The sequence below is a fragment of the Protofrankia sp. Cr2 genome (genome assembly GCF_963555885.1).
Lineage (GTDB): Bacteria > Actinomycetota > Actinomycetes > Frankiales > Frankiaceae > Protofrankia.
This window is the reverse complement of sequence record NZ_CAUVXG010000049.1, coordinates 1-2,106: the sequence shown is the minus strand read 5'-3', so window position 1 is coordinate 2,106 and position 2,106 is coordinate 1. Positions and strand designations below refer to the sequence as shown.

At 69.8% G+C, this 2,106-nt stretch carries 1 protein-coding gene and 1 pseudogene; both read right to left on the bottom strand.

Translation table 11 applies throughout. From position 1 onward, the window contains the following. A partial coding sequence (locus U9978_RS18765; protein WP_322762442.1) for an Hsp70 family protein occupies positions 1 to 1,593 on the bottom strand: 1,593 nt, incomplete at its 3' end. Between the two features lie 107 nt (positions 1,594 to 1,700). Then, positions 1,701 to 2,106 (bottom strand): annotated as a pseudogene (locus U9978_RS18760) (hypothetical protein); the annotation flags it as partial.

Sequence of the window (2,106 nt, the reverse complement as noted above, 5' to 3'; positions counted from 1 at the left end):
GGGCGCGGCGTCGGCTGTCAGCGGGCCTCCGGTGAGTCTGGCGACCGTCGAGGATCTGGCGGCCGATCCGGCCGGTCCGGTGGAGCCAGCACTGCCTGGACCGGAGGACTGCGGGGCGGACGTCGATGACGATGAGTGCCCGGTCGCCGCGAACACAGCGGCGAGGATCGCCGCGAGCACCACCAGCGCGATCAGTCCACCCACCGCGGCCACGCGCCTGCTCTGGTTGCGGTAGCCCTCGTCCGACGGTCCGACCTCTATGCGCAGCGGTTCGTCGCGGTCGGTCAGCCAGACGTCGCGGGCGCGTACGTGCGGCGGATGCAGGAGCTGGTCGTAGGGCTCGTCGAGCCCGGCTTGGGCGAGGTCGACCTCGACGGCCACAGCTGGCCGGGCCGCAACCGGCAGCGGCGCGAGCAGGTCTGCGGCCAGGGCCGCCGTGCCGCTGTCTGCGCTTCGCGCGGTGCCACGGTCGGTGGTCTGCGGTGTCTGCGGTGTCTGCGGTGTCCGCCGTGTCTGCGGTGCCCGCCGTGACAGCCGTGCCCCGCCGGCGATCGCCGCGCCGAGACAGACCGCGAACTTCGGGTGCGTGTCCACGGTCACCAGCACGCGGAACTCCCGCTCGACCAGCCGGGCGACCAGGGGAATGCGGCTCGACCCACCGACAAGCAGGACCCGGTTGAGTTCCGCCGGCTCCACCCCGGCGGAACGGCACGTGCGCCGGAACGTGTCAAGGGTCCGCAACACCATGATCCGTACGGATTCCTCCAGGTCATCACGGGTGAGTCGGACGGTCCGGTTGCAACCCGGGATGATCACGGGGATCTCGGCGTCGGTATCGGCGGACAGCGCCTCCTTGGCCGCGACCGCTGCGGCGTGCACCTGGGCGACCGCACGTGCCGTCTCGGGGTCGGTCAGATCCTGGCGTTGCCAGGGCGGGCCGACCGTCCGCGCGATGTGGTCGAGTACGGCCTCGTCGATGTCGATGCCACCGAGGTCGTCGTCACCGCCGGGTTCGCCGCACACCTCGAAACCACCGTCGGTCTTTCGCAGCACCGTCGCGTCGAAGGTGCCGCCGCCGAGATCGTAGACACCGACACGATCGCCTGGGGTGAGGCGGTCCTGCGCCGCGTAGTGTCCCGCGGCTGCCACCGGCTCGGAAAGGAGCCCGACGTCGGTGAGGCCGGCGAGCCCGGCGGCCTGTTCCATCAGGTCCTGGCGGTGACCGGACCAGGTGGCGGGGCGGGTCAGCATCACATGGCCTGGTGCCTGCGACTCACGCTCGGTGACCTTGTTGACGACAAATCTGATCATGTCGGCGACGAGGTCGGGTATTTCCACCCACGTGTCGGCGAGTCGTACCGGCACGTCATCGCCGAACCGGCGTTTGAACTCCCTCGCCACCCGGGACGGATCGGCTATGGCACGTCGTTCCGCGGCCTCACCGACCAGCATCACTCCGTCGTCACGGAGGAACAGTACGGACGGTATCGTCCTCGCGCGTTCGTCGAGGTCGACGACCTCAGCCCGCCCGTCCCGCCAGATCGCGGCCGCGGTGAACGTGGTCCCGACGTCGATGCCGAGGGCATAGGTCATAGCGCGTGGGTCATGAGGCGGGGTCCAAAGCGAGCATCGTAGGGAGCGCCAGCGAGCGAGGAGCGCAGCGGAGGACGCCGCCGGGGTTCACGGTCATGAGGCGGCGTTCACTCGGGCACGGCGTAGCAGTTGGCGCCCTTGACCGACTGCCTGAGCGCGGGCAGCACCTTCGCGCAGTAGCCTGTCGCGTCCTGATAGCTGGCGAACCCGTCCTTAAGGACCACGTACTCGCCCTGACCGGGCTCGTCGGTGGGTTCGCGAAGCCGTTGTGACCGGCGGCTGTCCATCAATCGGACCACTCCCACATCTGGCAACCGCTGGATGTCGCTGATGAACTGCTGCGCGGTCTGGTTGTCGGTCGCGACGCGGTCGTCGATCGCGAAGGCGTGGAAGATGACGTAGATCCCCTGCGGCTCTACCTGCGCAGCGGCGCCGGTGGGGCTGACACTCGTTGTCGGTCCCACACTCGTTGTCGGTCCGACGCTCGGGCTCGGGGTGGGGGCGGGGCTGGTG